We start from the raw sequence: 21590 nt of genomic DNA, 5'->3' as shown, positions 1-21590 counted from the left end.
CCATGACAACCCACACCTTCGACATCGTCGTCCTGGGCGGCGGCAGCGGCGGGTACGCCGCGGCACTGCGAGCGAGCGAGCTCGGCAAGTCCGTCGCACTGATCGAGAAGGACAAGGTGGGAGGCACATGCCTCCACCGCGGGTGCATCCCCACCAAGGCGCTGCTGCACGCCGCCGAGGTGGCGGACCACGTGCGCGACGCCTCCTCCGTGGGAGTCACGGCCTCGTTCGGCGGGATCGACGTCGCCGGGGTGCGCACGTACCGCGAGGGCATCGTCGCCAAGAAGTACAAAGGCCTCGAGGGGCTCGTGAAGGCGCGCGGGATCACGACGGTCCCCGGGCTCGGCCGCCTGAACACGGACCGGAGCATCAGCGTGGGCGACGACGTCTACGTCGGCACCGACGTGATCCTCGCCACGGGCTCCTACAGCCGCTCGCTGCCGGGGCTCGAGATCGGCGGACGGATCCTGACCAGCGAGCAGGCCCTCGCCCTGGACGTCATCCCCGAGCGCGTGCTCATCCTGGGCGGCGGCGTGATCGGCGTAGAGTTCGCGAGCGTATGGCGCTCCTTCGGCGCCGAGGTCACCATCGTGGAGGCCCTGCCCCACCTCGTCCCGAACGAGGACATCGCGATGAGCAAGGGCCTCGAACGCGCGTTCCGCCGGCGTGGCATCCAGTACTCGCTCGGCGTGCGCTTCCAGACCGCCACGCAGGACGACTCGTCCGTGACCGTCACCCTGGAGGACGGCAAGGAGCTCACCGCCGACTACCTCCTCGTCGCCGTCGGCCGCGGCCCCGCCACCGCCGACCTGGGATTCGAGGAGGCCGGCGTGCGCCTTGACCGGGGGTTCGTGACGGTGGACGACGAGCTCCGCACCGGCGTCCCCGGCGTGTGGGCGGTCGGCGACATCGTCCCGGGTCTCCAGCTCGCCCACCGCGGGTTCCAGCAGGGCATCGCGGTCGCCGAGCGCATCGCGGGCCTCACCCCCGTGAACGTCCCTGACGTGCAGATCCCCAAGGTGACCTACTCCAGCCCCGAGGTCGCCTCGGTCGGTCTCACCGAAGAGGCGGCGATCGCGGCACATGGCGCCGACGCCGTCCACTCCTACGAGTACAACCTCGCGGGCAACGGGAAGAGCGAGATCATCGGCACGGGCGGCCTCGTCAAGGTCGTCCGCCTCAAGGACGGTCCCGTCCTCGGCGTGCATCTCCTCGGCGACCGCGTCGGCGAGCTCATCACCGAGGGGCAGCTCGCGGTCGCGTGGGAAGCCCACCCGGAGGACATCGCGCCGCTCATCCACGCCCACCCGACCCAGAGCGAGGCCCTCGGCGAAGCCTTCCTCGCGCTGGCCGGAAAGCCCCTGCACGCCCTCTGAGCACCAACCGGTGCCCGAGTCACTAAGCTAGACAAGCGTCATACAACTTCTGAAGGAGACTCAGTCATGAGCACATCCGTGGTCCTCCCCGCTCTCGGTGAGAGCGTCACAGAGGGTACGGTCACCCGCTGGCTCAAGCAGGTGGGAGACACCGTCCAGGCGGACGAGGGCCTGCTCGAGATCTCGACCGACAAGGTCGACACCGAGATCCCCTCTCCCGTCACCGGCGTCATCGAGGAGATCCTCGTCGCCGAGGACGAGACCGTCGAGGTCGGTGCTCTGCTGGCCCGCATCGGTGACGGCAGCGGCGCGGCCCCTGCCGGCGATGCCCCTGCCGCCGCCGAGGCCGCTCCGGCCGAAGCCGCCGCCCCCGCCGCTCCGGAGCCCGAGGCGGTTCCCGCAGCGGAGCAGCAGGCTCCCGCCGAGTCCGCTCCCGCCGAGGCCGCCCCTGCGGCTCCGTCCGGCGACGCAACCGACATCGTGCTCCCCGAGCTCGGCGAGAGCGTCACCGAGGGCACGGTCACCCGCTGGCTCAAGCAGGTCGGCGACTCGGTCGAGGTCGACGAGGCGCTCCTCGAGATCTCCACCGACAAGGTCGACACCGAGATCCCATCGCCGGTCGCCGGCGTGCTGCAGGAGATCGTCGCCGGCGAGGACGAGACCGTCGAGGTCGGCGCCGTGCTGGCACGTGTCGGTTCCGGTGCTGCTCCCGCGGCTCAGGCCGAGGCTCCCGCCGCGCCGCAGGCCGAGGCTCCCGCCGCGCCGGCTCCGCAGGCCGAGACTCCGGCTGCACAGCCCGAGGCTCCGGCTGCACAGCCCGAGGCTCCGGCTGCTCCTGCCCCGCAGGCCGCGGCTCCCACCGCGCCGGCCCAGCCCGCTGCTCCCGCACAGCCCGCTGCTCCGGCACAGCCCGCGCAGGCCGAGACTCCCAAGCTGTCGCTGCCGACCGAGAGCGACAACCTGTACGTGACCCCGCTCGTCCGCCGTCTGGCTGCGCAGCAGGGTGTCGACCTCGCCACGGTCAAGGGCACCGGCGTCGGAGGCCGTATCCGCAAGGAGGACGTCCTCAAGGCGGCCGAGACGGCGACCGCCGCACCGGCCGCCGCCGCGGCACCGGCTCCGGCACCCCTCGAGGTGTCGCCGCTGCGCGGGACCACTCAGCCGATGTCGCGCCTGCGCAAGGTCCTCGCCAAGCGCGCGGTCGAGTCGATGCAGCAGACCGCTCAGCTCACCACCGTGGTCGAGGTCGACGTCACCGCTCTCGCCGAGTACCGCGACAGCGTCAAGGCGTCCTTCCTCGAGAAGACGGGCGACAAGCTCTCCTTCCTGCCGTTCTTCGCGCTGGCGGCGGCGGAGGCCCTGCAGGCCTTCCCGATCATCAACGCGACGGTCGACGGCGAGCAGATCGTCTACCCGGCCTCCGAGAACGTCTCGATCGCGGTCGACACCGAGCGCGGTCTGCTCACGCCGGTGCTCCGCGACGCGGCGTCGAAGAACATCGCCGAGATCGCCCACGAGATCGCCGACCTCGCGGCGCGCACGCGCGACAACAAGCTGAAGCCCGACGAGCTCGCGGGCGGCACGTTCACACTGACCAACACCGGTTCGCGCGGCGCGCTGTTCGACACCCCCGTGGTGTTCCTGCCGCAGTCGGCGATCCTCGGCACCGGCACGGTCGTCAAGCGCCCTGGCCTGGTCAAGGTCGGCGGCACGGACGCGATCGCGGTGCGCTCCTATGTGTACTTGGCCCTGTCGTACGACCACCGCATCATCGACGGTGCCGACGCGGCCCGCTTCCTCGGCGCTGTCAAGGCTCGCCTGGAGGCCGCGCAGTTCAGCGGTCAGCTCGGCGCCTGACTCGACGGCTTCGTCTCACCTCGGCTGGTCCGCGACGCGATATGCGTCGCGGACCAGCCATTTCTCTTCTATGCGCGCGAGAACGAGAGTGATCGCACCCTCCGTCCCCTCCTCGTCAGCGGACGATGACGGCACTTCCAGCACGGCGATGTCTCCATACCGATCGATGAGAGCGGCGTCCTGGACGTCGGCGGCTCCGGAGACGAGCGGGATGACCTCCGACGGGCTCGCCGCGACCGCGGAAGCGCACACCCGGTCCTCCTGAGCTTCGCACTCCTCGATCTGGGCCACGAGCCCCGGCAGGGCGAGCACCGGATCGTCGCCCGTCGGCGCCACCGGTGTGCGGGCCGCGGGAGCCGGCGACGGGGAGTCTACGTCCGCAGAGTCGGCCCCCGCTCGATGGGGCGAGGCCGAGGGCCGGCTCTCCGGGGGCCCGTCCGCCGGCTCATCTCGCTCGTTAGGCCACAGCAAACCGGCAAGCAGCACCACCACCGCGCCGGCACCGGCCACGGCGAGAACCCGCGGCCGTCGGGATCCGGTCCCCCGCTCCGGTGCGGCCCGGCGCGGCCTGCCGGCCTGCTGGCCGATGAGGGCTCGCGTCCTGCCGACGAGGCGGTCACGCAGAACGAGAATGTCGGCAACGATCCGTGTCGAGCGCGGTCCGCCGGCTCCTTCCACCCGCGCCCGGCGGTGCCGCAGTCGCGCACGGGCAACCGGCTCGACCCGGACGCGCCGCAGCGCCCCGGCAACCCCCGTCTCCACGGGAGGGCCTGCCCGGTCTTCGGCCGCCTCTTCCAAAGGTCGCGGCGCCGCCATCTCCAGGAGCTCGCTCTCCACCTCCTCGAGCAGCCGCCGTGGCACCCTGCGCTGTGCCGCGGCCGTGTCGATTCGATCCCGGGCGCGGTCGAGAGCCCGGGCCAGCATCTTGTCCGTACACTCCGCGCGCAGCCGGCCTACGATCTCGGAGACGGCAGACGCCGCCTCCTGGCCGGGCCCGACCACGAAGAGCGGCCGGCCACCCTCGGTGAGCCACCATGTTCCCTGCGCCTCGACAGCCGGCGCCGGACCCAGTTCCGCCAGTCCGCGCAGCAGACTCACGACCACCGTGCCGATCTCCCCGGGCGGCAGCCCACCCTGTGTCCGGAGCCGTCGGTCCAGGTACGACTCCAGCCGCTCCGTGCACCAGGGAAGCAACACGTCATGCCCGTCCAGCCGTCGGGCGATGTCGACCGGAGCCGCGATGTGCTGAGAGCCCGCGTACCGCCAGCCCGCCCAGCCGGCGAAGCTCTCAGCGTCGGCGCGCACGAGCGGCTCGTCCGGTGAGGTCACGAGCGCACCGTGGAAGGGCCCTTCGGAGCGGTCGAGGAGACGGATCGTGCGGTGCGCCTGGGCGAGCACGGCCGGTTCCTGCAACGGAGTCTCACGCGCTGGTGTCATGTGGTCCATCCCACCCGACCCGCCGGACCCGCCGTGGCTGTTCGGTGCCGCCGGGAGGGGATCCGGTCGCGGTCCGAATTGTGCAGGAACGGTCACCCTCTGCTCTCCGCTGCACGCGAACGGCGGCATCGCAAGGCGCTCGGACTCGGTAGGCTGGTCTCCATGGCAAAGCGTGCTCCCGAACCCGAGAAGCGTCCTGGGTTCTTCTCCCAGATCAAGTCCCTCTTCCGGTTCACGCGCGAGGCCTACCCCTGGCTCCCCTGGGCGCAGGCCGCGATCCTCATCGGCGGCGTGCTCCTCGGTCTCCTGGCCGGCTACCTGATCCCGCCGTTCCAGGTGTGGACGCTCGTCCTCTGGGCGATCACCGGCCTCATGCTCGGCGTGCTCGGCGCCCTCTTCCTCATGACCAGGCTCTCGACCTCGGCCATGTACACGAAGATCGACGGCATGCCCGGTGCGACGGGTCACGTGCTCAGCACCAGCCTGGGTCGCCAGTGGCAGGCTTCCGAGACCCCGGTGGGCATCAACCCGAAGACGCAGGAGGCCGTGTACCGGACGGTCGGCCGCGGCGGCATCGTCGTCGTCGGCGAAGGAGCCCGCGGACGTCTCACGCGGCTGGTGAACGAGGAGCGCAGCCGGGCGCAGCGCGTCGCCCACGGCGTGCCGATCACGGTGCTCTACGTCGGGCACGGCGAGGACGAGGTCCCCATCGCCGACCTCGCGAAGACCATCAAGAAGCTCCCGAAGGCCATCGACAAGGCCACGATGGCGGCCGTCATCCGCCGCATCGACTCGGTCTCGCAGTCGCTGTCGTCGCTTCCCATCCCGAAGGGGATCGACCCGACGAAGGTGCGGGCCCAGCGTCCGCGCTGACCCGCTCCCCCGAACCGCGAAGCGCGGCCGTCCTCACCGAGGGCGGCCGCGCTTCTCTTATTCCGAGAGCGGCTGCTTGGGGAGACGGCGCACCTTCGCCCGACGGCGACGACGCTCGGGGATCATGGAGCGCATCTCATCGAGCTTGCCGAAGCAGAACAGGCGGTCGTCGGGTTCGAGGACCACGTGCTTGCGCGGGTTCGGGATCACGCTCACCCCGCGGTGCAGCGTGAGGACGGTGATGTCGCGTTCCCACAGACCCGCCTCCCCCAGCGTCTTGCCGACGAGGTCGGCGGCGCCGTGGACCATGAGCTCGGCGACGCCGTATCCCGTGGAGACCGTGAGGCGCTGCCGCACGTCGATCTCCGGGAAGGCCACCTGACCGGCGATGTAGTCGATGATCGCGCCCGCGACGTCGAGCTTGGTCGCGGTCTCGATGCCCTGCAGGCCCGGGGAGGAGTTGACCTCCATCACCAGGGGTCCCTCGTCCCCCTCCAGCATGTCCACGCCGGCGACGCGGAGTCCCATGATCTGGGCCGATCGCACGGCGGCCCGCTCGTAGACCGGGTCGAGCTCGATCGCCTCGACCGAGCCGCCACGGTGCACGTTCGAGCGGAACTCGTCTCCGGCCGCCGAGCGCCGCATCGCCGCGACCACGCGGTCCCCGACGACGAGCGCGCGGATGTCGCGCCCCCGGCTCTCGGCGATGAACTTCTGGATGAGCACGTTCTGCTTGGTGGAGTGGAGCGTCTCGATGATGGCCTCGGCCACCTTCACCTGAGGCGCGAGGATGACGCCGATGCCCTGGGTGCCCTCGAGCAGCTTGATCACCACGGGAGCACCCCCGACGCGCTCGATCGCCGGTCGCACGTCGGCGCGGTTGCGCACGAAGGCCGTCGGAGGCATAGCGATGTTGTGCCGGGAGAGGATCTGGTTCGCCCGCAGCTTGTCGCGCGCGCTGGAGATGCCGTTCGCCGTGTTGGGGGTGTAGACGTCCATCTGCTCGAACTGCCGCACCACGGCGGTGCCGAAATACGTGATCGAGTTGCCGATGCGGGGCAGGATCGCGTCGTAGTCGCTGAGCTGCCGGCCCCGGTAGTGCAGGTCGGGCTCATCGGAGGTCAGGTCGATCGCGAAGCGCAGCGTGTTGAGCACCTTCACGTTGTGGCCCCGCTGCAGTGCGGCCGCGCGGAGGCGTTGGGTGGAGTACGCCTGCGGCGCACGGGACAGCACTGCGATCTTCACGGGGGATTTCCTGCCAGGATGTATCAGGTGAGTAGGTCTACCCATTCAAACACCCTTACGGGGTGGCGCGAGTGGGTGAGCCTGCCCGATCTCGGCGTCGACTGGATCAAAGCCAAGATCGACACCGGCGCCCGCACCTCGTCCCTGCACGCGTTCGACATCCAGGAGTTCGAGCGCGACGGCGAGGCGTGGGTGCGTTTCCGCGTGAAGCCCTGGCAGGACAGCCAGGAGGACGCGGTCGTCGTGGAGTCCCCCATCCACGACCGCCGAGCCGTCCGGAGCTCGTCCGGACACGCGCAGGAGCGTCTCGTCGTGCAGCTGATGATCCGGCTCGTCGACCGCGAGGTGATGGCCGAGGTCACGTTGAGCAACCGGGACGAGATGGGTTTCCGCATGTTGATCGGCCGCGAAGCGCTGCGTCGCGGTTACGTCGTCGATCCGGCGCGTTCCTTCCTCGGCGGCCGCGCACCCCGTGAGGCACGCCGGCGCAACCGCGGCCGCGCCTGAGCGTCAGGCGCGGATGAGGACCGTTCCCACGGCCTTGTCGTGCAGACCGCGCTGATCCGGGTCCCACACCACGGCCGGAATCACGATCAGCAGCAGCAGCGTGCGTACGATCGGGCGCCATAGGCCGACCCAGCCGCCGTCGAGACGGACGACGCGCATGCCGAGGATGCGGTGCCCGGGGCTGCCGCCCGCGGTCGGGATGAAGAGGATCTGCACGACGCCGAAGATGAGCAGCGTGGCGAACGGGTCGTACTGGAAGAACGCGACGGAGAGGATGACGGCTGCCGTCCAGTCGATCGCGAGGGCGCCGATCCGGCGACCGGGGCGGCCGATGCTTCCCGGTCCGGACTCCGGGAGTCCGAGTCGCTCACCGGGGTACGTGTTCACAGCATCCGTCACCCCTCCAGCCTACCGAGGCTGTGGATGCCCTCCGATCCTGCTCACGCTGTAACACGGACGAAACAAAGCGGATACCGTGGAGAAATCCCCCGTCCGTACTGTGCAAAGTGGCCCCGAAGCCATCGATCCGCATCACAGGAGTCGTACATGTTCAAAGATTCGTCCGAGGTACTGGCCTACATCAAGGAGAACGACGTCAAATTCCTTGACATCCGTTTCACCGACCTCCCTGGTGTGCAGCAGCACTTCAACATCCCTGCGGCGACGGTCGACGAGGCCTTCTTCACGGACGGACAGCTGTTCGACGGCTCCTCCATCCGCGGCTTCGCCAGCATCCACGAGTCGGACATGCAGCTCATCCCGGATGTGACGACGGCGTACATCGACCCCTTCCGCGAGGCGAGCACCCTCGTGATGATCTTCGACATCTACAACCCGCGCACCGGCGAGATCTACTCGAAGGACCCGCGTCAGGTCGCGAAGAAGGCGGAGAAGTACCTCACCTCCACCGGCATCGCCGACACCGCGTTCTTCGCTCCCGAGGCCGAGTTCTACATCTTCGACGACGTGCGCTACTCCGTGACCGCCGGCGAGAGCTTCTACAAGGTCGACTCCGAGGAGGCCGCGTGGAACACCGGCCGCGAGGAGGAGGGCGGGAACCTCGCCAACAAGACCCCCTACAAGGGCGGCTACTTCCCCGTCAGCCCGGTCGACAAGACGGCCGACCTGCGCGACGACATCACCCTCAAGCTCATCGATGCGGGCTTCATCCTCGAGCGCTCCCACCACGAGGTGGGCACGGCCGGCCAGCAGGAGATCAACTACCGCTTCGACACCATGGTGCACGCGGCCGACGACATCCTGAAGTTCAAGTACATCGTCAAGAACACCGCCGAGGAGTGGGGCAAGGTCGCCACCTTCATGCCGAAGCCGCTGTACGGCGACAACGGCTCGGGTATGCACACCCACCAGTCGCTGTGGAACGACGGCAAGCCGCTGTTCTACGACGAGGCCGGCTACGGTCAGCTCAGCGACATCGCGCGGTGGTACATCGGCGGCATCCTGGCGCACGCGCCGGCCCTGCTCGCCTTCACCAACCCGACGCTGAACAGCTACCACCGTCTGGTCAAGGGCTTCGAGGCTCCGGTCAACCTGGTCTACTCGGCCGGCAACCGCTCCGCCGCGATCCGCATCCCGATCACGGGCTCGAACCCGAAGGCCAAGCGCATCGAGTTCCGCGCCCCCGACGCCTCGGGCAACCCGTACCTCGCCTTCGCCGCGCAGCTCATGGCGGGCCTCGACGGCATCAAGAACCGCATCGAGCCGCACGAGCCCGTCGACAAGGACCTCTACGAGCTCCCGCCCGAGGAGGCCAAGAACATCCCGCAGGTGCCGAACTCCCTGCTGGACTCGCTCGAGGCGCTCCGCGCCGACCACCAGTTCCTCCTCGAGGGCGGCGTGTTCACCGAGGAGCTCATCGAGACCTGGATCTCCTACAAGTACGAGAACGAGATCCTGCCGATCGCTCAGCGCCCGCACCCGTTCGAGTACGAGCTGTACTTCGGAGTCTGAGCCGAACGCAGATCGCGAAAGAGTCCGTCCCCATCCGGGGGCGGGCTCTTTCGCTGTCCAGGGCCGGGCGATGACGGCAGCCTTATCCCTCCGTACTCATCCGAGGTTACTTCCTACGCATACACAGACATTTCGCTATCCTCTGACCACGTCTTCGCCTATGCTCGATCCCGCAGCCGGGGGGGCTCGCAGGAAGAGGGCGGCATGTCGCAGGACTACGAGGTCGACACGGACGTGTTGCGGACGATGGCGGCGAAGACGCGACGCATCATCTCAGACGTCGGGGCGACCGACCTCACCCCGCCGACGAGCGCCGGCCACGAGTGGGTGGTCGCGGCCTCTGAGCGGTTCGCCGAAGCCTGGTCTGCGGGCCTCGCGGCCCGGGTGACGGACTCCGACGCTTTCACCGAACGTTTGGCGACGACGGCCCGGATCTTCGACGAGGGGACGGATGCCGCGAAGGCCGAGGTCGACGCGATGATCTGGGAAGAGTGATGGAGCTCGGGCAGACCCGCTCCGCCGCCGCCCTCATTCCCGGCTCCCCCGGCGAGGTCCGGCAGACAGCCGAGGCGTGGAAGGCACACGGCTCGGCTGCAGCACGGGTGCACGACAAGCTCGCGACGCTCGACGATGAGGGCACCTGGACCGGCGAGGCCTACGACGCGTACTTGGCGCGCTTCGACCGTCAGCTGCTGCACTGGTCGAACGCCGGCGACGGGCTCCGCGAGGGCGCTCACGCCCTGTTCACCTGGGCGGATGCGCTGGAGTGGGCGCAGGAGGAAGCCGCGCGCGCCATCACCCTGTGGGACGAGGCCGAGCAGCAGGCCGCCACGGCGTTAGCCGCGCACCGCGCGTACGTCCGCGAGCTTCGGGTCGGGCAGGGTCTACGGCACCCGGACGTGGAGGTGCCGTTCGTCGACCCGTCCGGTCCGGCGCATGAACAGGCCAGAGAGGTGCTGTTCACCGCCCGGGCGACGCTGGAGGTCTTCGCCCGGGACTGCGCTGTCCGATTGGAGCAGGCTGCAGAGGCCGCGCGCATGCCGCTCACCGAGGCTGAGGCCGCGACCGCAGCCCAGCATGCCGTCACCGAGGCGGTGTTCACCCTTGCTGTCGTGCAGCCGTTCCAGGCCACGACGGACATGCTCGCCGTCTCCACGCAGACGCTGTGGGAGCACCCGGACATCATCCTCGAACTCCTCGGCGGGGCTGCGACCTTCATCGGAGGCGCGGCACTCGCTGTCGGTGGCGGAGGTCTGACCATCACCGGAGCCGGCGCACTCGCCGGCGCACCCGCCATCGCCGCCGCAGGCCTCGGCGTCGCCGGCGTCGGTGCGGGACTCATCGGGGATGCAACCGGGCGGTGGTTCCGCGAAACCGACAGAGCCGCCGACTCCCGCAAGGGTGTCGATCGCGGGGATGGACGAGACTACGAGGGCAAATACGCAAACGGTCAGGAGGAAAAGCCGTGGGTCGACAAAGAGAAGATCGGACTCGACAAGTTCGCCGCTGAGGAGCAAGTGGAAGTGATCCGTATCAAAGCCAAGGTGGGCTACGACGGCGCGCCACAGGACGGCCGATACTATGACGGCCTCGTCCGAAACCCTGACGGGACGTTCACAGCCATCGAGGTCAAGTCCGGTGGTGCTTATGACGCGTATTTCCGGCCGGGGAGCACACAGCGCCAGTTCGACGCGCAAGTGAACGATGGGGCCGTCGCGAGAGGGCAGCTCAATGGTGAGAGTATCGAGATTTCTAGGGTGATTGTGAGAAGGGAACCATGAGCAGCTACGGACCGTTCGCAGAGAGAACCCCACGCGGCCAGGAAGGGTGGATTGAAGAGGTCTTTCGTCCGGTCCCGGATACTCTTCGGCTGAGGCTCGAAGCACTGGACGGCCTGGAGGCATTCACCTACATCATCTGGCGGGGCAGCGACCCGACGAGCATCGTGGGGTTCGACTCCAAGCCTGGTGGATCCTTCATGCAGGCGGCGGGTTCAGCCGATCAGATGACCGTGGAGGTCCGGTTGGCAGGGCCTGACGGTCAGACCCGCCTGTACACGGTCGGTCGTCCCGAGCCTGCCGATGGGACGACGCTGATCCCGATCAGTCAGACCCGTGCGGTGCGCGTGTTCTCGAACGAGGTGTTCACCGCCAACGAAGCCGCGGTCATCTTCTACACCTACTACCTCACCGACGCCGTCGCTCAGCCGTACGTCCTCCGCGAGCTCGACCTCAGCCAAGAACTGTCGGAGCAACGATGAGAGTCTTGGAGACCGCCAGCACCGCCGCCCGCCTCTGGCGGTAACGGTGCTCCGGGCATGGCCCGCGTCAGAACTCGTCGGCGACGATCTCGGCCTTGAAGCCCGCGGAGTTCTCCAGCCATCCGGCGTAGTGATCCGGCCCGCCCGCGTGCGGGTAGCGCTCCGCGTACAAAGGCCGCCAGCCGTGTTCTGGCGCCGCTGCCATGATCGCGTCCACACGGTCCCGCGGGCCCGCAGCGAAGGCGAGATGGTTCACGCCCGGGGCACGACGATCGTGTTCACTGCTGCTGAGGTTCGGGGATGTCGTGAGGGTGACATACGCGCCACCCGCCTCCCAGGACTCGCCCTCGGGCCATGCACCGGCGCGGACGAAACCCACCGCACCGAGCAGCCACCCCCACTCCGCTCGCGACGACACGAGGTCGGCGACCCAGACCTCCACGTGGTGAATCCCTGCCATCCGTCCAGTCTCTCAGCTCCCCGTGGATCCGCCATTGCAGGTGTCGGGCTCTACGTCAACCCCAACGCGTCGCTTTTTTTGCGCGGATACGGTGAATACATCGTCGGGATACCCGGTCCCGCCAGTGGAGGACGCCGTGATCACCCAGGAAGCCCCGCCCACCGCCGCGCTTCTGGACGGCCGCTACCGCCTGGCGGAGGCTGTCGGCATGGGCGGGATGGCGACCGTGTATCGCGCGGAGGACATCGCCCTCGAACGCACCGTCGCGGTGAAGATGTTCCGCGAGTCAGACGATGCCGTCGTGTCCGTGGAGCGGGTGCATTCGGAGAAGGCGCTCCTCGCGGGCCTCAACCACCCGGGCCTGGTCACACTCCTCGACGCGCACCTCGAGCCCGGACGACCGAAGTACCTCGTGATGGAGTACGTGCCGGGACCGACGCTGAGCAAGCGCATGGCCCGCGCGACGGTCCCACCGCGGGAGATCGCCACGATCGGGGCGGACATCGCCTCCGCCCTCCACGCCGTGCACAGCGCCGGCATCGTGCACCGCGACATCAAGCCCTCGAACGTCCTGCTCACGCCGCCCCTCGACACGAACGGCCGCTGGAGCGCGAAGCTGGCCGACTTCGGGATCGCCTGCGCCATCGACATGTCCCGCGTCACCACTCCCGGCATCGTCCTCGGGACGCTGACCTACATGGCACCGGAGCAGTTGCGCAACGGCGACATCCGTCCCGCGGTCGACGTCTACGCGCTCGGGCTCGTCCTGTTGGAGGCGCTCACCGGTAAGCCCGGCTTCGCTCCCACCCTCAGCGTCGAATCCGCCCTCGCCCGTCTCCAGATCGCGCCGGAGATCCCGGCGGAACTGGGATCGGAGTGGGCCGCTCTGCTCAGCGCGATGACGGCGATCGACCCCGACGCACGGCCGCACGCTCTGGAGGTCGAGAGCGAACTTCGCCGGCTGATCGACCTCCCTTCGACCGAGGAGGTCGCCACGGACGTCACCGTGCCGCTTCCCGCGCCGACGGCAGGCACCCTCCCCCGCACCCGCGCCGAGGCCCGCGCCCGCCGTCGCGCCGCCTCGGCGCACCCCGCCGCGTCCCCGGCCCGGCGCACGCGCCGTCGTCGCGAGTCCCTGCTCATCGCTGCGGTGGTCGTACTCGGCGCGGTGACCACCGCCTCCGCAGCACTGCTCGGACACGGCGAGCAGGCCCTCGCCAGTTCGGGTGCCGTCTCCGACGGTGCCTCGAGGATCGTCGAGGACCTCCCCCCGGTCGAGCCGACTCCCGCGGACGCCGTCGTCGACTCGGAGCCATCAGAGACCGTCGCCGTGGAGCCGGTGGCCGCGACCCCGGTGACACGGACGGCACCGGTCACCGAGTCGGTCGCCGAGGATAGCCTGCCCGAGAACGCCGCACCGCAGGCGCAGGAGAACCGAGGCAAGAGCCCCGGCCGCGACCGCAACAACGGCAAGGGCAACAGCAGCCACTGATCCGACGCTCCCGACGCCCGCCGAGCCGGCGGGTGTCGCTGAGCGGCGCGCGGGACCGGGTGGAGGATGATCGAGTGTCGAGTATCGACAGAGGGAGGGGACCATGCGTCGCAGGAAGTTGATCGCACCGCCGGATCAGGCACCCAGCGTGTCCGCGCAGCGACGGTCGCCGTCGAGCGTGGTCGCCGGCGCCAGGGCGAACCCGTTCATGTTCGGTCTCCTCGGTGCCCTCGGGGTCCTCGTCGCGCTCATGATCGGCGGCATCGTCGGTCAGCTCGCCACCGTGCTGGTCTACATCGGCGTCGCGCTCTTCCTGGCGCTCGGCCTCGATCCGATCGTGCGGTTCATCGAGCGTAAGCTCCCCCGTCCCGCGGCGGTCGCCGTGGTCGTGATCGGCGTCCTCCTCGCCTTCGCCGGGATCATCCTCGCCATCGTCCCCACCCTCGTGGAGCAGATCGGGAACCTGATCAAAGACGGTCCGAAGATGATCGAGGACTTCACGAACAGCGCCTGGTTCCAGGACGTCAGCGGACAGTTCGGCGGCACGATCAAGGACGCGGTCGACGGTGTACTCGGCTTCGTGCAGAACCCGGACAACTTCCTCGACATCGGCGGCGGTGTCTTCGCCGTGGGCGCCGGGATCGCCGGCGGCCTGACGGGCATCACGATCGTTGTCATCCTCACGCTGTACTTCATGGCGTCGCTGCGCAGCATGAAGCGGGTGGCTGCCCGGTTCGTCCCGGCCTACCAGCGCGACACGTTTAGCGAGCTCCTCGAGGACGTCTCCAGTGCCGTCGGTCGCTACGTCATCGGTCAGGCGAGTCTCGCGCTCACCAACGGCATCCTGAGCCTCATCTTCCTGACCATCATCGGAGCGCCGGTGCCCGCACTGCTCGCGCTGATCGCCTTCATCGGCTCGATGATCCCGCTCGTCGGGACACTCTCGGCGTCGATCATCATCTCGCTCATCTGCCTGTTCGTCTCGCCGACGACCGCGCTGATCGCGATCATCTACTACCTGATCTACATGCAGATCGAGGCATACGTGCTCTCTCCGCGGATCATGAACAAGGCCGTCGACGTCCCGGGCGCGCTGGTCGTCATCGCCGCAGTGGCCGGTGGCGCGCTCGGCGGGATCCTGGGTGCGCTCGTCGCCATCCCGGTGGCCGCGAGCATCATCATCATCGTGCAGAAGGTCGTCTTCCCCAATCAGGACAGGAAGAAGACGCCGCCCGCGGTGACCGTCGCCTGATCAGCGGACGAGCACGGCGCCCGGCTGCACACGGACGGTGAAGGCGTCGATCTCGCCGACCTCCTCGCCGTCGATCTCGAACATCTGCGGCGCGGCGAGCTGCACCCGGATCCGCTCCGCCGAGACATGGGTCGTGGAGTCGGTGCTGACCGCCTGATCGACGTTCCCGATCATGCGACGGATCCCGTTGTCCCAGACGACCGAGCGGACGGTGTCCAGCCACTGCAGCGCGCCGTCGGAGCTGATGAGCAGCATGTCGAGGAGGCCGTCGTCGAGGACGGCGTCCGGCAACAGGCGGATGCCGCCCTGGAGCATGCCGCAGTTGCCGACGAGCAGCGTGTGCCCGCGCACCTCCTCCGGCTCGTGGTCGTCGAGCTGCAGCGTGATGTCCGTCATCTCGGTGCCGGCGAGTGCCCGCCCCATCGCCTCCACGTAGGCGAGCCAGCCGGCGCGATCCTTGAGGTCGTCGTTGGTCTCCACGAGCATCTGCGCGTCGACCCCGAAGCCGACCATGACGGAGAAGGCGTGCTCCTCGCCGTCGAACTCCACCCAGCCGAGGTCGATGCGGTGGGGCTCCGAGTCGCGGATGTGCTCGAGCGCCGGCAGCACGCCCTCGAGCGGCACGCCGAGGTTGCGCGCCAGGAGATTGCCGGTGCCCTGCGGCACGATGCCGAGGGCGACATCGGTGCCGACCAGAGCTTCCGCGACGGCGCGGATCGTGCCATCGCCGCCGACTGCGATGACGAGGGCGCAGCCCTCCTCCACGGCCTTCGCCGCGACGCCGCGACCGGGGTCGTCCGGGGTGGTCTCCCCCCAGCGCACATCGGCTTCCTCGCCGAACGCGAGGGTCACCGCTTCCCCGAGGACATCCCGGTCGGACTTCGTCGGGTTCCAGATCACGCCGATGCGAGGAGAGGTCATACGCTCACTCTGAGCGACGGAGGACGATCGTGCAACTCGACCGGCCGTCTAGCCGTAGAAGAGCTGCTCGAAGGTCCGCCGGGCGCGCCGCGTAACCGCCAGGTAGTCCTCCTCGAGCGGTGTCGCGGACCGGGGTGGATAGCCGAGCAGACGGGCCAGGGCATCCAGCTGACGGCGGTCAGCGGGGAGGACGTCGCTCGTCTGCCCCGTGAGCAGCGTGATGCCCGAACGGAGACGGCTCGACAGCAGCCAGGCGGCCCGCAGGCGCTCGGCGTCGTACTCCCCGACGAGCCCGGCTCCGACCGCGGCGTCGAGCGCGTGCAGCGTGGACGTGGTCCGGAGACCCGGAACGTCGGTCGCATGCTGCAGCTGGAGGAGCTGCACGAGCCACTCCACGTCGCTGAGAGTCCCCGGCCCGAGCTTGAGGTGACGACGCGGGTCGGTGCCCTGCGGCAGCCGCTCCCCCTCCACGCGCGCCTTGATCCGCTTGATCTCCCGGAGGCCCTGAAGATCGACCGCCTCCGGGTACCGGATGCTGTCCGCGAGCTCCATGAACCGCCCGATGAGCTTCGTGCTCCCCGCGACACCACGCGCCCGCAGCAGCGCTTGCGCCTCCCACGACAGCGACCAGCGGCGGTAGTAGGCCGCGTAGGCGTCGAGGGACCGCACGATCGGACCGTTGCGCCCCTCGGGCCGCAGACCCGCGTCGAGGTCGAGAGGGAGGCGATGATCGGTGAGGTGCTCACGGAGTCCCGCCACGATCCTCGTCGCGAGCTTCTCCGCTCTGCCGGGGTCGACGCCGTTCGCGTCGTAAACGTACAGGACGTCGGCATCGGACCCGAAGCCGAGCTCTGCGCCGCCGAACCTCCCCATGCCGATGACCGCGAAGTCGAGCGCTGCGTCCTCAGGCGGCACGACCTCGCGGAGGACGGCGCGGAGGCCCGCCTGGATCGTCGCGTCCGTGATGTCGGTGAGCGCGGTGGCCACCTCCTCGATGGTGACGACGTCGAGGACGGCCGCCATCGCCGTGCGTAGGAGCTCGCGACGCCGCAGGGCCCGGACGGCCCGCAACGCGTCGGCGACCGTCTCATGGCGCGTCTGGATCGCTCGGGCCTCGTCGTCGAGCGCCTGCGCGCTCCGCGGACGCAGCCGCTCGGCGCTGTCCAGCCACGCCACCGACTCCGGGATCCACTCCAGCAGCTCGCCGATGTACCGCGACGACGACAGCAGTCGAGTGAGGCTCTCCGCCGCGCCGGAGGAGTCCCGCAGCATGCGCAGGAACCACGAGGTGTCCCCCAGCCGCTCGCTGATGCGGCGGAACGCGAGGAGGCCGTAGTCAGGATCGCTGCCGTCCGCGAACCAGCGCACCATGACGGGCATGAGGTGCCGCTGGATCGTCGCCTTGCGGCTGAGTCCGCGTGTCAGCGCGCCGATGTGGCGCAGCGCTCCCGCCGGGTCGCGGAACCCGATCGCGGCGAGCCGGTCGTGAGCCTGCTCCGCGGAGAGGGTGCGCTCCTCCTCGGGCAGTCCGGCCACGGCGCTCAGCAGCGGCCGGTAGAAGAGGCGGGTGTGGATGTCGCGCACCTCGCGGCGGACGCTCTCCCACCGCGCCCAGACGCCCTCTCCCGTCTCCGCCAGCTTCGTGCTGCGCGCCAGGATGCGCAGGCCGGCCGGCGTCTTGGGCATGAGGTGGGTGCGGCTGAGGTCGCGCAGCTGCAGACGGTGCTCCATGAGGCGCAGCACCCGATAGTCGTCCGCGAAGGTCCCCGCATCCGCGCGACCGATGTAGCCGCCGGCGACCAGGGCGTCCAGGCTCTCCAGCGTGCCACGCGTGCGCAGCGACTCGTCGGTGAGACCGTGCACGAGCTGCAGCAGCTGCACCGTGAACTCGATGTCGCGCAGCCCGCCCGCGCCGAGCTTGAGCTGGTACGGGGCGTCCTCCGGGTCGATGTGCTCCATGACCCGCTCGCGCATACGCTGGACGCTCTCGACGAACTCCTCTCTGGCGGCACTCGACCACACGCGCGGCTGCACCGCATCGATGTAGGCGGCGCCCAGGTCGGGGTCGCCCGCCAGCGGACGAGCCTTCAACAGAGCCTGGAACTCCCAGCTCTTCGCCCACCGGTCGTAGTACGCGACGTGCGACGCGAGGGAGCGCACGAGGGCGCCCTGCTTGCCCTCCGGGCGCAGCGCCGCGTCGACCTCCCAGAGCGGCGGCTCGACCTCGATGGCGCTGAGGTGGCGCATGGTGTCCCTGGCCAGACGCGTGGCGATGTCGATCGCCTGCGGCTCGGAAAGCGCCTCCTCATCCGTCGTGCCGCCGACGAAGATGACGTCGACGTCGCTGACGTAGTTGAGCTCCCTCGCGCCGGCCTTCCCCATGCCGATCACGGCCAGCTGAGTGGCAGCGACGGCCTCGCGACCGGCGGACGGCGCCTGGCGGGTGCGGGCGATCGCGAGCGAGGCCTCGAGGGCGGCGCCGGCGAGATCCGCGAGGGAAGCGGCCACCGCGGCGACGACCTCTTCGGGGCGCGAGTGGCCGAGATCGAAGGCGGCGATCTCCGCGAGGTTCCGCCGATACGCGACGCGGAGCGCCACGACCGTCCCGTCGTCCGCCGAGTCCGCGAACCCGTCCTCCGCCCCGACGGCAGCGAGGAGGCGATCGCGCCACACGTCCGCCGAGGGGAGCACGTCGATCGGTGCCGCCAGCACGTCCAGCTCGTCGGGATGCCGCAGGAAGAACTCCGCCAGTCCTACGGAGGCACCGAAGACGCGCCAGACGCGTCGGCGCGCCTCCTCGTCGTCCGCGAGCGCCCGCAGCGGGGCAGGGTCTCGTCGAGCGACCCGCAGCATCCCGCGAACGGCCGCATCCGGGTCCGCCGCGACGGCCGCCTCGAGCAGCATCGCGCGCGGCACGCCGAGCAGGCTCTCGAGCTCCGCCAGCGACGCCGCGGCCTCGCTCAGCTCAGCGAACCCGAGCCGGGCGAGTGCCGAGAGCGAGACGGAGGCGTCGGGGCGAGCCATGCCGCGCTCAGAGGAGCTCGAGGTTGTTCTTCAGCTCCAGCGGCGTGACCTGGCCGCGGTACGCCTCCCACTCCTTGCGCTTGTTGAGCAGCACGTAGTTGAACACCTGCTCCCCCAGCGTCTCCGCGACGAGTTCGGAGGCCTCCATGTACTCCAGGGCGTGGTCGAGGCTGGCGGGCAGGGCGGAGTAGCCCAGCGCCCGGCGCTCGGCGTCGCTCAGCGCCCAGACGTTGTCCTCCGCCTCCGGCGGAAGCTCGTACTCCTCCTCGATGCCCTTGAGACCGGCGGCGAGCATGAGCGCGTACGCGAGGTAGGGGTTCGCCGCGGAATCGAGCGCGCGGTACTCGACGCGCGACGACTGCCCCTTGTTCGGCTTGTACATCGGGACGCGGACCAGCGCGGACCGGTTGTTGTGGCCCCACGTGATGAAGCTCGGCGCCTCGTCGCCGCCCCAGAGCCTCTTGTACGAGTTGACGAACTGGTTCGTCACGGCGGAGATCTCGTTGGCGTGCTTGAGCAGGCCCGCGATGAAGTGGCGTCCGGTCTTGGAGAGCTGGTACTTCGCACCCTCCTCGTAGAACGCGTTCTGATCGCCCTCGAACAGCGACATGTGCGTGTGCATGCCGCTGCCGGGCTGGCCGCTGAGCGGCTTCGGCATGAACGTGGCGTACACGCCCTGCTCGATCGCGACCTCCTTGATGACCGTGCGGAAGGTCATCACGTTGTCCGCGGTGGTGAGGGCGTCGGCGTAGCGCAGATCGATCTCGTTCTGGCCGGGGCCGCCCTCGTGGTGGCTGAACTCCACGGAGATGCCGAGGTCTTCGAGCATGCGGACCGAACGGCGACGGAAGTCGTGCGCCGTACCCCCGGGGACGTTGTCGAAGTAGCCGGCGGAGTCGACGGGGACGGGCCCCTCAGGACCGAACGACGACGACTTGAGCAGGTAGAACTCGATCTCCGGGTGCGTGTAGAACGTGAAGCCCGCATCGGCGGCCTTCGCGAGCGTCCGCTTCAGCACGTGACGGGGATCGGCCACCGCGGGCTGTCCGTCGGGCGTGGTGAGGTCGCAGAACATGCGCGCGGTCGGGTCGATCTCCCCGCGCCACGGCAGCGTCTGGAAGGTCGTCGGGTCGGGCTGGGCGAGCAGATCGGACTCGTACGTGCGGGTCAGCCCCTCGATCGCGGAGCCGTCGAACCCGATGCCCTCGGCGAAGGCGCCCTCGACCTCGGCCGGCGCGATGGCGACGGACTTGAGCGTGCCGATCACGTCGGTGAACCACAGGCGCACGAACTTGACGCCGCGCTCCTCGATCGTCCGGAGGACGAAGTCCCTCTGCTTGTCCATGGCTACTCTGCGCCCTGGCCCTTCTCTGCGCCGAAGCCACTGGACGGCTTCGCGTCCCAGCCCTGCTCCGCGGCCTCTTCCTCGGCCCAGGCGCGCGACCGCTCCTTGAGCACCTCGGGGGCGCGGCGCGCCTCGGCCTCGGTGTCGAACGGACCGATGCGGTCGATGGACGGCGACAGCATGCCGAACTCGACCTCGCCCGTGACGGAGTTGTACCAGTACTTGTGATCGCCGTCGGTCATGGCTGCTCCTTCTTCCCGCGAGCGGTTGGGGTGATGTCATCGATCCTACTGGCGTGCACCGTGGTCGCTAAGCTATCGGCCATGGCAAAAGCGATCGGCGTCGACATCGGCGGCACGGGCATCAAAGCGGGAATCGTCGACCTCGAACACGGCACCATGGCCTCGGATCGGGTGCGCGTGCCCACTCCGGCCGGCGCGGCACCGGAAGACGTCCTCGTCGCGGTGCAGACGGTCCTGAAGACGCTCGACGTGCACGAGTCGACCCTGCCGCTCGGCGTGGCGTTCCCCGCGATCGTCAAGCGCGGCAAGACCCTCTCCGCGGCGAACGTCTCGAAGGAGTGGATCGACTTCGACGCCGAGCGCTTCTTCCGCGACGGCCTCGGCCGCAACATCGTCTTCGTGAACGACGCCGACGCCGCGGGCGTCGCGGAGGCTCGCCACGGAGCCGCCCGCGATGTGCTCGGCTTCACGCTCCTGACCACACTCGGCACCGGGATCGGCTCCGCGTTCCTGTACGACGGCGTGCTGCTCCCGAACACGGAGCTCGGCCACCTGAACTTCCGCGAGTACGAGTCCGTCGAGACCTACGCGGCCACCTCGGCGCGCGAGCGGGAGGGCCTGAGCTGGGAGGAGTGGGCCGAGCGCCTGCAGGCGTTCTACTCCCACATCGAGTTCCTGTTCAGCCCCGACCTCTTCGTGGTCGGCGGCGGCGTGTCGAAGAACGCGGGCGACTTCCTGCCCCTGCTCGACCTGAAGACGCCGATCGTCCCGGCGATCCACCGCAACAACTCCGGCATCATCGGCGCGGCCTCGCTCGCCGGCGACTGACCCTTCGACAGGCTCAGGGACCTTCGACAGGCTCAGGGACCAACGGGACGCTCAGGGCCCTTCGACAGGCTCAGGGACCCAAACGAGAGAAGGCCCCGATGACGGGAGTCATCGGGGCCTTCGGCGTTCGAGGCGAATGGGCCGACCTGTACGCCGGGTTCTGTTCCGGGGTTCTTCGCCCCTTCGACGGCCATCTCTCTCGGCGACACGTTGCCGTGCCGCTCCAGCGGTCTACCCGAGGACTCGGCGGGCCGCGTCATCATCCTCTGTCTGACCTTGCTCCGGGCGAGGTTTACCTGGCGGGCCGTGTCACCACGACCCCCGGTGGTCTCTTACACCACCCTTTCACCCTTACCCCTCGCGGGGCGGTCTGCTCTCTGTGGCACTGTCTCGCGGATCACTCCGGGTGGGTGTTACCCACCGCCCTGCCCTGTGGAGCCCGGACGTTCCTCGGTGCGGTTGCCCGCCACGCGACCGTCCAGTCGACCCATTCGCCCCTC

At 69.4% G+C, this 21590-nt stretch carries 19 protein-coding genes and 1 other RNA gene; 11 read left to right on the top strand and 9 right to left on the bottom strand.

Annotated features, from left to right (window positions below; genetic code table 11):
- Positions 1 to 2: 2 nt before the first annotated feature.
- Positions 3 to 1376 (top strand): dihydrolipoyl dehydrogenase, encoded by a 1374-nt coding sequence (gene lpdA, locus KVS71_RS14440; protein WP_105949904.1) that lies wholly within the window; start codon positions 3 to 5, stop codon positions 1374 to 1376.
- A 66-nt stretch (positions 1377 to 1442) separates the two neighbouring features.
- Positions 1443 to 3233 carry a 2-oxoglutarate dehydrogenase, E2 component, dihydrolipoamide succinyltransferase gene (sucB, locus tag KVS71_RS14435; RefSeq protein ID WP_217584881.1) on the top strand — a complete coding sequence of 597 codons (1791 nt, stop codon included), beginning with the start codon at positions 1443 to 1445 and terminating at the stop codon, positions 3231 to 3233.
- A 15-nt stretch (positions 3234 to 3248) separates the two neighbouring features.
- Here the strand turns inward: sucB and KVS71_RS14430 are convergent, their stop codons facing one another.
- Positions 3249 to 4670, bottom strand: coding sequence for a hypothetical protein (locus KVS71_RS14430; RefSeq protein WP_217584880.1), 1422 nt, complete (start codon positions 4668 to 4670; stop codon positions 3249 to 3251).
- 162 nt (positions 4671 to 4832) lie between these two features.
- Between KVS71_RS14430 and KVS71_RS14425 the strand changes: the two genes are divergently transcribed.
- A complete protein-coding gene (locus tag KVS71_RS14425) occupies positions 4833 to 5543 on the top strand; it encodes a DUF4191 family protein (RefSeq protein WP_025103588.1) in 711 nt (236 codons plus the stop codon).
- A 57-nt stretch (positions 5544 to 5600) separates the two neighbouring features.
- Here KVS71_RS14425 and KVS71_RS14420 read toward each other — a convergent pair whose 3' ends face one another.
- Positions 5601 to 6788 (bottom strand): RimK family alpha-L-glutamate ligase, encoded by a 1188-nt coding sequence (locus KVS71_RS14420; RefSeq protein ID WP_060923121.1) that lies wholly within the window; start codon positions 6786 to 6788, stop codon positions 5601 to 5603.
- Positions 6789 to 6806: 18 nt separating this feature from the next.
- Here KVS71_RS14420 and KVS71_RS14415 point away from each other — a divergent pair, with 18 nt between their 5' ends.
- On the top strand, positions 6807 to 7295 hold the full coding sequence (locus KVS71_RS14415; RefSeq protein WP_036292426.1) for an ATP-dependent zinc protease: 489 nt from the start codon (positions 6807 to 6809) through the stop codon (positions 7293 to 7295).
- Between the two features lie 3 nt (positions 7296 to 7298).
- On the opposite strand, the gene KVS71_RS14410 is transcribed toward KVS71_RS14415, so the two are convergent.
- Complete coding sequence (locus KVS71_RS14410) at positions 7299 to 7694, bottom strand: RDD family protein (protein WP_025103591.1); 396 nt, start codon at positions 7692 to 7694, stop codon at positions 7299 to 7301.
- A gap of 147 nt (positions 7695 to 7841) precedes the next feature.
- On the opposite strand from KVS71_RS14410, the gene glnA (KVS71_RS14405) reads away from it, so the two are divergent.
- The 4 genes from glnA (KVS71_RS14405) (at position 7842) to KVS71_RS14390 (ending at position 11526) form a co-directional block, all read left to right on the top strand.
- The gene (glnA, locus tag KVS71_RS14405) at positions 7842 to 9266 is read left to right on the top strand and encodes a type I glutamate--ammonia ligase (RefSeq protein ID WP_025103592.1); all 1425 of its coding nucleotides are present in this window, start codon (positions 7842 to 7844) and stop codon (positions 9264 to 9266) included.
- A gap of 204 nt (positions 9267 to 9470) precedes the next feature.
- Complete coding sequence (locus KVS71_RS14400) at positions 9471 to 9761, top strand: hypothetical protein (RefSeq protein ID WP_105949908.1); 291 nt, start codon at positions 9471 to 9473, stop codon at positions 9759 to 9761.
- Positions 9761 to 11047: a putative T7SS-secreted protein gene (locus tag KVS71_RS14395; protein WP_217584879.1), complete on the top strand. Its 1287-nt coding sequence runs from the start codon at positions 9761 to 9763 to the stop codon at positions 11045 to 11047. Before KVS71_RS14400 ends, KVS71_RS14395 begins: the two co-directional genes overlap by 1 nt.
- Positions 11044 to 11526: a hypothetical protein gene (locus KVS71_RS14390; RefSeq protein ID WP_217584878.1), complete on the top strand. Its 483-nt coding sequence runs from the start codon at positions 11044 to 11046 to the stop codon at positions 11524 to 11526. Before KVS71_RS14395 ends, KVS71_RS14390 begins: the two co-directional genes overlap by 4 nt.
- Before the next feature lie 67 nt (positions 11527 to 11593).
- Here the strand turns inward: KVS71_RS14390 and KVS71_RS14385 are convergent, their stop codons facing one another.
- Positions 11594 to 11986, bottom strand: coding sequence for a VOC family protein (locus KVS71_RS14385; RefSeq protein ID WP_105949912.1), 393 nt, complete (start codon positions 11984 to 11986; stop codon positions 11594 to 11596).
- A gap of 136 nt (positions 11987 to 12122) precedes the next feature.
- Between KVS71_RS14385 and KVS71_RS14380 the strand changes: the two genes are divergently transcribed.
- Together KVS71_RS14380 and KVS71_RS14375 are read left to right on the top strand one after the other, a co-directional pair.
- The gene (locus tag KVS71_RS14380) at positions 12123 to 13478 is read left to right on the top strand and encodes a serine/threonine-protein kinase (RefSeq protein ID WP_217584877.1); all 1356 of its coding nucleotides are present in this window, start codon (positions 12123 to 12125) and stop codon (positions 13476 to 13478) included.
- Between the two features lie 103 nt (positions 13479 to 13581).
- Positions 13582 to 14730 carry an AI-2E family transporter gene (locus KVS71_RS14375; RefSeq protein ID WP_060923237.1) on the top strand — a complete coding sequence of 383 codons (1149 nt, stop codon included), beginning with the start codon at positions 13582 to 13584 and terminating at the stop codon, positions 14728 to 14730.
- Here the strand turns inward: KVS71_RS14375 and KVS71_RS14370 are convergent, their stop codons facing one another.
- From KVS71_RS14370 to KVS71_RS14355, 4 genes are read right to left on the bottom strand one after another with little or no spacing between them, the layout of a single operon-like run.
- On the bottom strand, positions 14731 to 15651 hold the full coding sequence (locus tag KVS71_RS14370; RefSeq protein ID WP_060923238.1) for a diacylglycerol kinase family protein: 921 nt from the start codon (positions 15649 to 15651) through the stop codon (positions 14731 to 14733). It abuts the gene before it with no gap.
- A gap of 48 nt (positions 15652 to 15699) precedes the next feature.
- Entirely contained in the window at positions 15700 to 18675 is a 2976-nt protein-coding gene (locus tag KVS71_RS14365) for a bifunctional [glutamine synthetase] adenylyltransferase/[glutamine synthetase]-adenylyl-L-tyrosine phosphorylase (protein WP_217584876.1), read from the bottom strand.
- Between the two features lie 7 nt (positions 18676 to 18682).
- Positions 18683 to 20020 (bottom strand): type I glutamate--ammonia ligase, encoded by a 1338-nt coding sequence (gene glnA, locus KVS71_RS14360; protein ID WP_025103603.1) that lies wholly within the window; start codon positions 20018 to 20020, stop codon positions 18683 to 18685.
- Positions 20021 to 20022: 2 nt separating this feature from the next.
- On the bottom strand, positions 20023 to 20262 hold the full coding sequence (locus KVS71_RS14355) for a hypothetical protein (protein ID WP_025103604.1): 240 nt from the start codon (positions 20260 to 20262) through the stop codon (positions 20023 to 20025).
- Positions 20263 to 20343: 81 nt separating this feature from the next.
- Here KVS71_RS14355 and ppgK point away from each other — a divergent pair, with 81 nt between their 5' ends.
- On the top strand, positions 20344 to 21090 hold the full coding sequence (gene ppgK / locus KVS71_RS14350) for a polyphosphate--glucose phosphotransferase (RefSeq protein WP_025103605.1): 747 nt from the start codon (positions 20344 to 20346) through the stop codon (positions 21088 to 21090).
- A 133-nt stretch (positions 21091 to 21223) separates the two neighbouring features.
- Here the strand turns inward: ppgK and rnpB are convergent.
- Positions 21224 to 21580: RNase P RNA component class A (gene rnpB / locus KVS71_RS14345), an RNA gene on the bottom strand.
- Positions 21581 to 21590: the final 10 nt, after the last annotated feature.

This window comes from Microbacterium sp. GbtcB4, from assembly GCF_019091465.1.
Lineage (GTDB): Bacteria > Actinomycetota > Actinomycetes > Actinomycetales > Microbacteriaceae > Microbacterium > Microbacterium paraoxydans.
This window is presented reverse-complemented; position numbering and strand designations above follow the sequence as displayed.

Coding starts and splice junctions, on each gene's coding strand:
- KVS71_RS14425 (WP_025103588.1), top strand. CDS start 4,833: ATGGCAAAGCGTGCTCCCGAACCCGAGAAGCGTCCTGGGTTCTTCTCC.
- KVS71_RS14375 (WP_060923237.1), top strand. CDS start 13,582: ATGCGTCGCAGGAAGTTGATCGCACCGCCGGATCAGGCACCCAGCGTG.
- KVS71_RS14400 (WP_105949908.1), top strand. CDS start 9,471: ATGTCGCAGGACTACGAGGTCGACACGGACGTGTTGCGGACGATGGCG.
- glnA (WP_025103603.1), bottom strand. CDS start 20,020: ATGGACAAGCAGAGGGACTTCGTCCTCCGGACGATCGAGGAGCGCGGC.
- KVS71_RS14415 (WP_036292426.1), top strand. CDS start 6,807: ATGTATCAGGTGAGTAGGTCTACCCATTCAAACACCCTTACGGGGTGG.
- KVS71_RS14385 (WP_105949912.1), bottom strand. CDS start 11,986: ATGGCAGGGATTCACCACGTGGAGGTCTGGGTCGCCGACCTCGTGTCG.
- ppgK (WP_025103605.1), top strand. CDS start 20,344: ATGGCAAAAGCGATCGGCGTCGACATCGGCGGCACGGGCATCAAAGCG.
- KVS71_RS14390 (WP_217584878.1), top strand. CDS start 11,044: ATGAGCAGCTACGGACCGTTCGCAGAGAGAACCCCACGCGGCCAGGAA.
- KVS71_RS14430 (WP_217584880.1), bottom strand. CDS start 4,670: ATGACACCAGCGCGTGAGACTCCGTTGCAGGAACCGGCCGTGCTCGCC.
- glnA (WP_025103592.1), top strand. CDS start 7,842: ATGTTCAAAGATTCGTCCGAGGTACTGGCCTACATCAAGGAGAACGAC.
- KVS71_RS14355 (WP_025103604.1), bottom strand. CDS start 20,262: ATGACCGACGGCGATCACAAGTACTGGTACAACTCCGTCACGGGCGAG.
- KVS71_RS14395 (WP_217584879.1), top strand. CDS start 9,761: ATGGAGCTCGGGCAGACCCGCTCCGCCGCCGCCCTCATTCCCGGCTCC.
- lpdA (WP_105949904.1), top strand. CDS start 3: ATGACAACCCACACCTTCGACATCGTCGTCCTGGGCGGCGGCAGCGGC.
- KVS71_RS14370 (WP_060923238.1), bottom strand. CDS start 15,651: ATGACCTCTCCTCGCATCGGCGTGATCTGGAACCCGACGAAGTCCGAC.
- sucB (WP_217584881.1), top strand. CDS start 1,443: ATGAGCACATCCGTGGTCCTCCCCGCTCTCGGTGAGAGCGTCACAGAG.
- KVS71_RS14365 (WP_217584876.1), bottom strand. CDS start 18,675: ATGGCTCGCCCCGACGCCTCCGTCTCGCTCTCGGCACTCGCCCGGCTC.